General features: G+C 36.0%; 5 protein-coding genes. 3 read left to right on the top strand and 2 right to left on the bottom strand.

Annotation, left to right across the window (positions count from 1 at the left end):
* The first annotated feature begins 80 nt into the window (after positions 1-80).
* From ACFIMI_RS05330 to ACFIMI_RS05320, 3 genes are all read left to right on the top strand, one after another.
* Positions 81-566, top strand: coding sequence for a hypothetical protein (locus tag ACFIMI_RS05330; protein WP_375613651.1), 486 nt, complete (start codon positions 81-83; stop codon positions 564-566).
* Between the two features lie 2,229 nt (positions 567-2,795).
* Positions 2,796-3,239, top strand: coding sequence for a hypothetical protein (locus tag ACFIMI_RS05325; RefSeq protein WP_375610680.1), 444 nt, complete (start codon positions 2,796-2,798; stop codon positions 3,237-3,239).
* 1,677 nt (positions 3,240-4,916) lie between these two features.
* Positions 4,917-5,690 (top strand): DUF4167 domain-containing protein, encoded by a 774-nt coding sequence (locus tag ACFIMI_RS05320; protein ID WP_375611688.1) that lies wholly within the window; start codon positions 4,917-4,919, stop codon positions 5,688-5,690.
* A 1,297-nt stretch (positions 5,691-6,987) separates the two neighbouring features.
* On the opposite strand, the gene ACFIMI_RS05315 is transcribed toward ACFIMI_RS05320, so the two are convergent.
* Together ACFIMI_RS05315 and ACFIMI_RS05310 are read right to left on the bottom strand one after the other, a co-directional pair.
* Positions 6,988-7,437 (bottom strand): hypothetical protein, encoded by a 450-nt coding sequence (locus tag ACFIMI_RS05315; RefSeq protein ID WP_375692302.1) that lies wholly within the window; start codon positions 7,435-7,437, stop codon positions 6,988-6,990.
* 44 nt (positions 7,438-7,481) lie between these two features.
* Positions 7,482-7,847, bottom strand: a complete 366-nt coding sequence (locus ACFIMI_RS05310) for a hypothetical protein (RefSeq protein ID WP_375692339.1) — start codon at positions 7,845-7,847, stop codon at positions 7,482-7,484.
* Positions 7,848-8,035 lie beyond the last annotated feature (188 nt).

Raw genomic sequence — 8,035 nt, 5'->3', positions numbered from 1 at the left:
TGAGAAATGCAAGAGCCGTACAACGGAAAAAGATATGCAAATGCTTAATGCGCGTTTAGCTTATCAAAAAGGGGGATATAATGGCACTTTTTCCATTTTCTATTGCTGATATTGATGATCCGGAATGTATTCGTGTGGTTCTTTATGCTAGCGGAAGAATGGGACATGCTCCTTTAAACGCATTGTTGAAGAAAGCATATGAAGATATTACAAAAATTGCAAAGCGCATGGATGCTTTAGAAAAAAAATTAAATGCTCTAGATCTTACCAATGTCGAACAGAAAAAAAATGAGAAAGAAGAGAAGCAAGACAGTATTAATAGTGTTGTGAGTGGTGGAATAACGACACCAAACAGTTTTGTGAGCGCACCAGAAATTAAAACAGAATCATCGTCCGTTGGAGACATATTTTTTTCTCCAATATACGAGGCGCCAAAAATAGACTACAGCTCTTTTATTTCAAAATTTACAGCACATAAGCCGCTAGGAATATACAGTAGTGTTGCTCAAAACATCAGTGTTGAGCATTCTAGAGAGATTTCTTCTTTGTTAGAAAAGGAAAAATAGAAAAGAGTGATCATAACAATATGTATGGGTTGAAGCTATAGATGAGATAAACCTGATTTATATCTTCGGTGGGGATTGGAATTGCACTCTGTTTGAGATGTTAAAAAAGGGTAAAAATTGATAGAGAAGCGTTGTTGCAGGATAAGTTGATCATGCGTTGTTGGGGAGAGTAGGGCGCATATTGAAATCTAAGGGCAAGTTTTTAAAGCCTACAGAGCAAGGAGCCATGCCCAAATAGAAACGCATGGCAAAAGAAGCTTTAAAAAGATAAAAAATCGTGCAATCATTTTAAAAAGCTTTTGGATAGAGCGTTTGATGATTTTAACTCTATAAATAATTTGCGGTTTTTACGCTTTTTTAAAAGAGAAAAAGTGCAGATCCTCGCAATTTTAATTTGTTAAAAATCCCATAAAAAGAAAATGTTAATTGCCAAAAGGACAAAAGCAGAAAAATGCCTATAAAAAAATCATGCGTATCGTTGTGTTTTTTCTTATAAAGAAGAGAAATGCTGTACTGTTGGAGCAGGCTTGAAGGCTAACGTTTCACTTGTTTTCTTATCAGACAAGATTGTACAAGCGGTTGTTGATTTGTCTTATCCTGTTTATGCTGTAAAGACTGTCCTTTCAGGTGTGATGATATAAGGCAAGTCTCTTTGTAAGAGCTTCCATGATACAAAAAGTGTTTTTTAAAGGGCGTGGCAAATATTTAAGGCAGGCTTATTTGTTGAGCTTTAAGTTTAAATCAATCACATGTGAGAAAGCCAAATGGACCCCACTGCAATCTGGGCTGTTGATAAATCAGATTGGGTGAAGAATCTTCATCTTTTGAAGTGGTGAATGTAAGTTAAGAAAAACCAGCTTTTACAAGCGTAAAAGAACGGGTCTTATTATAATTATGGACTTAAATCATGTGTGTTTTTTCATGGATTATATTGAGATAAAGCTACAAAGTATTTTGATTTATTTGATACGTTTTTATTTTAGAAAGTGTATTGTTATAAACAGCTCTCCTCAATACGAATGTATCATTATTTATACTCTTTTTGGATATTTTTATAAATATAATTAAAAAGCTTGCAATACTATACGTTTTGTGTATAAGTATTTATTATTGATTTCTTTTGTATTTTATTTAGTTATATCTCTATTCATAAGCCGCGCCTTTAAATGGTGCGGCTTTTTTTACTTTCTAATAACAGGGGCGCTATATATTTGTTATTGAGATGGCTTTGGATATTTTTCTCATTATTGTATTTTGTGATTTCATTTTGCAGTGAAATCTTTAAATTCTTGTGTGTTTTATCCCAATAGGGAAGATTCAAATAAAAATGCAGGCGTCTGGGTTTGGTTTCTTTGCTTTGGTTGGGGGGCGTTGAATAGTTAAAGAATCTTTGTGATTGTTTGACGGAGAATGATATGAGGTGAAGCATAAAATGGTGGCGCATTTGAAGGGCCATTATCATACATGCCAGCATGGTCAAAAATGCAAATGTGTCTTTAACAGTGTTTGTTGATCTCGATTAGAAAGTCCATTCTTTTTTGTTAGGAGTTTTACATCTATAATCTCTTATCTTGTTTTAGCGACTGCTTTTTGAGGGGGCGGTAATAGAAGGCGTATAAGATTTTATATATGAAGTGTTTGTGTGGTGAATAACGGTAAATCCATTGAGCACTCCCATCTTTACGCTTATGTAGAGGCAAGCCGGGTACTATCAGTGTATTTGCTCGCTCCCAATATTTACGACAGCCTTGGTTCGTGAGATGCTTCATAAGAGGCATATGCCTTTCTTATACAGTTTTTAATCCACATGCTAGCTCCGCTTGTAACTTGTAAGCAACATGGTTTTGATTGTTTCAATAGAAAACAAACTTCGGATGAGAGAATCCTATGGTGTTCGGGTTTCTCATTCAACATGTAAAACAATAAATATTCTTTATAAATCAATATGACATGTCTTAACAAAGACGAATTGTTTATAGATCCGCATGGATGAAGAATCTTCGTCTTTAAAAGTGGTGAGAGAAAATCATCAGCCCTATTTTTTCATAAAGGGCATGAGAAAAGTGTTTCATAAGAATTATATACGATAAGAATTATACGGTAAAAAAGAGAGTCTTTTGACATAAGAGTCTTGATCGTTTGCGGCTATAACCTGTATTGTGTACACAGATACTTCTATCATTTTTTGCTGTAAAAGCTTCTCTTGGGATATTAAAGGGTACAATCTTTATGGAAAAAAGAATCCGAGCAAGACAAAAGGCTTATTTCAAAAGATTATATCGCAAGATTGCTTTTGTTTGCATAATACTTTTTTGTATAGTGTTTTTGTGTTTTGTTGTTGCAAAGGTGGTTAGTTATTTTTCTTCTCATAAAAAAGTAACACAACAAGCACCCGTTGAATTGGTTATTCCTGTTTTTGATCTACGCGTATATTGCAAGGAAATTTCTGCCTCCGTTATGCCCGATATGAAAAGAGAGGTTTATCAGCATTGTCTTAATTTGGAAAGTGAGGCCTATTTTGCTATTCGTGAAATGTGGGATAAGCTTTCTGATAGTGCTAAAAAACAATGTTTGACGAGGGTCCGTCCTGGGGATGGAAATTATTTTCTCTTACGAGACTGTTTTCTGAATGAAAGAGAAAATAAAACAGGCAAAAGGCGCAATTACTTTTAAGTTTTTATATGGAAAGTTAAAAGGATGCGAATTTTGATAAAAAGATAAAAGCCTCTTAAATGACTATCTGCCTCATGACCAATAGCAGCTTGATTTATTTATCTTGTTATATCGCACTTCTTATTTAAGGTGTGGCGACATAAGGTATGGATGGCCTCCTTGAAATGTTTAAGGGGGCGTGGTGGAGTTTCAGGAGGATTTGTTGCGCTTTTTTAAGGGAAATAACGAGTGTGGGAAATCCATTTCGTGATGGTTTTGGTGAATGGTATAATGGTAAAACCATCATGAAATGTATAAAATTTATAAAGCAAGTTCATCTTTATGGTTTAAACAAAGAATAAGCCGGTACTATCTCACACTTTGCTCGCTCCCAATGGTGCTCTCGACAACCCTTTAGCCTTAGAGACGGTTCATAAGAGGCACTTTTAGTCTTTTTATCGTTTTTACTCCACGCAGGTTTTCCCACATGTAACATGCAAGAAAAAGAGATTGATTCAACAGCAAACAGATTGAGGATGAAAAATCCTACGGTATTAATTTTCTTACTCAACACAAAAAATATGAATTATCATTACAAATCAATTTAGTGTATGAATTTTATAAGTATTTTCATTGTTAACAGACCAGTGTGATTTGAGAACCTTCATTCTTTGAGGGTGTAAGTCAATAGACATGACAAAAATGAGTAAAAAACATTCCTTTTATAAACATTTACGGCTTCTTCATGCGTAAAGCGCTGTGCTGGGTTTAAAAATGTGCTTGTTTTATAATTCTAGTTTTCTTTATCAGAAAAGATAAGTAAGGAAATACGTTAGGCCATTCTTATTGATAGGCTTTGAGGAGGGTATTTTTTTGAGAAGAAGCTGATTTTTAAAAAAGTGTGACATATTGGTCGTTTTTTTCATAATTTGATATTTTTTTGTATTTAAATATTTTGTTTTTAAGCTCAATTTGTTATAAATAAAAACTGTGATTAACTTAAAAACTCTATGGGTTAAAATAAAAATTGATAGTATCATTGACTTGTTTGGGAAAGAAGATTGATCTCTTGGTGATTATAGGGCTTGAATAATACTTCGTGTTAATCTATCTATAAAAGTTAAGAGGTTTTGTGAGGCGATCGTGGATTATCGCTCGCAAGGGGTTGCTTTAGCGATGAAGAGAGGCTATATTTATAAAATAAAGAGGTTCGCGCAGTGACTCGTTGGGATGGAAGTGCTTGTGAGTTAAATGCACGAGGGGGTAGAGGATATCGGCGTTTTTAGGAGCGGTGGTTTTAGAGCAAAAAAGGAAGCTTCTAGTATTCTCTGGCAGGAATTTTTTCTTTGTCAGGTGTGTTATATGTGTGTTTTCCTTTTTGTTTTCCACAAGATAATTATTTTTTTAGTGAAATATGGTTTATTTTAAAAAAAACACTTGGCATTTTACGTGAACATCATTAGGTTTCTGCTGTTTGACAGAGAAAAAGGGAATTTTTGATTTACGATTTCCCTGCTGTTTTGTGATTTTCAAGAAAATATATGCTTTTATCAATATCAGTAGGGTTCGTTTGAGTGAAATAAACGCGGATAGCTTGATAATCGTATGTTAAACATGATCAGCATTATCAAAAGATAATGTAATGAGGAAGCGTCAATTAAGACACACATAAGACAAACACTCCAAAAAGGGATAAAGATGAGGCCACAACAAAATAGACGGGTACGCGGTCGCAATAATAACAATAATGGTAATAACAATAATAATCGTCGCGGTCCTAATCCGTTGTCTCGCAATTATGAAAGTAGCGGTCCGGATGTTAAAATTCGCGGGAATGCTCAGCAAATTGCCGATAAATACATAAGCCTTGCGCGTGATGCACAAGGTGCAGGTGATCGTGTTATGTCGGAAAATTATTTACAACATGCCGAGCATTATTTGCGTATTATTTTAGCAGCAGCTGGGCAAATGTCTCAATCGGTTCGGCGTGATGAAAATCGTGGTGATGAAAACGAAAATCGTGATGAAAACAATGGGCAAGAATGCGGTGAAATAAATCTTGATGGTGAAAAAAAGGATGCTGTCGAGGGTGATACAGATGTATTACAAATGTCGTCGCAAAAAAATGGCAATGGCCAATATGATAAAGCGCAAAATGGGGATGCGCGTGAAAACGCTTTAGAGGCTCTATCGGATGAAAAAACAGATCAAGAGCACTGCCTCTCTGAGAAAAATGTTGAACCTGTCAAAAAAATACGTCGTTCTCCTCGTCGACGTACTGTACGGACTCAAGATGAATCATCTCTTGAGCTTTCACTTACAACAGCAGAAAGCTCTAGCAATGGAGATGCATCAACAGCAACAAAAACAGCAACAAAAGAGGATTCTTCTTTGCCTGGATTAGGTGAGGGGATACAGAGAAAACCACGCCGTCGCCGAGTGGTCAATCTTGAGGCAGAGGAAAATGTTTAAACCTGAAGGGTGCTGTGTAAGCGCGCTTGTGTGGTGATGTTATTGGTATCATGATAATAAATTATAATATACTCAAGAAGCTTCTTGCGCTTTCCTTGAGTTTTCACGGGGCTGTATTGAGACTTAATGAAGGCTGTTGACAGAAAAGATTGCCTCTTTGCTGAGATTTAAGTAAGGGGATACAGGGGAAGATGCGTCGTCGCTCAAGTGGTCAATCTTGAGGCAGAGGGAAATGTTTAAACCTGAAGGGTGCTGTATAAGCGCTTGTGGTGATGTTATTGGTATCATGATAGTAAATTATAATATGCTCAAGAAGCTTCTTGCACTTTCCTTGAATGTTCACGGGGCTGTATTGAGACTTAACGAAGGCTGTTGACAGAAAAGATTGCCTCTTTGCTGGGATTTAAGTGAGGGAATACAGAGAAAACCACATCCGTGTATTTTAAGAGGCAGTTCTTTTATGAAGAACGCAATGTCGTTGTTTTATTTAATTCACACTTATATTCAATGTATTCATGCCCATTTCGCACTGGTGTTCATGAATTCTATCATGTGAAATCCATCGGTTATCTTTGCTTAATAAAAGATGTAAACTGGGCGTTATTGCTTTAATTTTCAATGTTGCAACAGTTCTTCTTTTGATACCTGATCATTCATAAGAGGTATTTTATTCATCCATTTCCTTGCTGGGATATGTGAGGAAATGATTTTGATTCAGTTTTTTACGAACAGATTTGAAAGGGAGAATCTTACAGTATTTGAGGTTCTCATTTGACATGCAAAATAAATCATCACTATAAATTAATATGTTGAATTTTTGCACTCAAGAAGAGGTATTTCTTGCACGTTTATTAGCTTTTCCCAAGTGATGTCATTTTCTTAAAATGGGAATGCGTTGACAGAAAGGTTTCTTCTTTTCCAAGATTTAAGTGAGGGGATACAGTAAAAAACGCGCCGTCGCCCGTGTGGTGGATATTTAAGACTTATCACATTAATTTATAATAATAATTCATTGTTTGAATGTTAGGTGAGGGCCCCTAAACCCCTAGAATTCTCTCATTTCCAAATTTGTTCCATGTTGGATCAACAAAAACCATTCGCTTGCACGTTGCAAACGGGGAGAGCCCGTGTGGATAAATTTGTATAAGAAGGAATAAAAATGGCTCTTATGAACTCTCTCTAGGGCCAAGGATTGTGGGCAACATCCACGAGTTGGTAAAGCGTGTGATAATGCCGGCTTGCAGAAAATGTTTAAACCTTCAGAATGCTATGTCAGCGCTTATTGATGTTAGTTTTCTTAATGAGGCATTATCTTCGCTCTCTCTTTTGTTGTTTCAACAGAAAGAATGGAGACAAGTGCACCGGTATGATAATTGTAAATCATAAATTTTGTTTGTCCATCAGGGGTTAAAACTTTCAGTACAATATTGTGTTCTGAGAGGCTTTGCGACAAAATCTGTGTTTTTTCCGTTAGAGAGAGCGTATGATGGATAACGTGTGGGTTTTTGCTGAGAGAGGAAGATAGCTCTGTTTGTTTTGGCGCTGATCCGGTTTTTATCACTTTATAAACAATTAAAAACAGTACGGTTAGAATAAGGAAAAGCGTTATTAAAACGGAAATAATCATTAAACCCATAAGTTTTTTTCTCACTCGTTCTACGGCAGGGTCTAAAGGGAGATCTTGAGGCGGAGAATTTTGCTCTGTGTGATGGTCTTTTGAAGGGTGCATTCGCTTATTATCCATCATGTCTTCCATTGATTATTTTTTTGAGATCTGATGGGTTTATGCTTTTAAAGTTTTTTGTGCAAGAGGTTTGTGGAAGAAGAACGCAAAAGAGGAAGCGATGTTGGTAAAATATCTTCTTTGTGGACTGTAGACAGCTTGTCCTTTACGTTTTGGCTTTTAAGAAGAAAATTTCCACGGTTTGTTACAGACCAGATCAAGTTTACTTCTTGTTGATGTAAACTGGGTTGTACGTTTATACATTGAGCAAAAATTTGTTGTCCATAAAGTGCAAACTTTTTTGTGGACGGGACCATGGCCTGTTCACAAGCTTGAGCCGTGGGATAGATTTTAACCATTGTATTGTTCGAATAGCAACTATTAAAATCATCTGTACATGAAACTAATAAGAGGATAAAAACAAGGGGATTCATCAATTATTTTCCAAATGACAGGTTGACAGAGCGGACTCCAATTTGTCAGCCTAGGGACTTCTTCACTGTTAAACGCTTTCAAAGTTTTTTAGTTCCCCTTTGAGATGGGTTTTCCCCTTTGAGATGGGTTTTCCCCTTTGAGATGGGTTTTCCCCTTTGAGATGGGTTTTCCCCTTTGAGATGGGTTT

It is taken from the genome of Bartonella sp. AP4SXKL (assembly GCF_042195845.1).
Classification (GTDB): domain Bacteria; phylum Pseudomonadota; class Alphaproteobacteria; order Rhizobiales; family Rhizobiaceae; genus Bartonella.
This window is presented reverse-complemented; position numbering and strand designations above follow the sequence as displayed.

Excerpts from the sequence above, each read along its gene's own strand:
- ACFIMI_RS05330 (WP_375613651.1), top strand. The coding sequence starts at position 81 with ATGGCACTTTTTCCATTTTCTATTGCTGATATTGATGATCCGGAATGT.
- ACFIMI_RS05325 (WP_375610680.1), top strand. The coding sequence starts at position 2,796 with ATGGAAAAAAGAATCCGAGCAAGACAAAAGGCTTATTTCAAAAGATTA.
- ACFIMI_RS05320 (WP_375611688.1), top strand. The coding sequence starts at position 4,917 with ATGAGGCCACAACAAAATAGACGGGTACGCGGTCGCAATAATAACAAT.
- ACFIMI_RS05315 (WP_375692302.1), bottom strand. The coding sequence starts at position 7,437 with ATGATGGATAATAAGCGAATGCACCCTTCAAAAGACCATCACACAGAG.
- ACFIMI_RS05310 (WP_375692339.1), bottom strand. The coding sequence starts at position 7,847 with ATGAATCCCCTTGTTTTTATCCTCTTATTAGTTTCATGTACAGATGAT.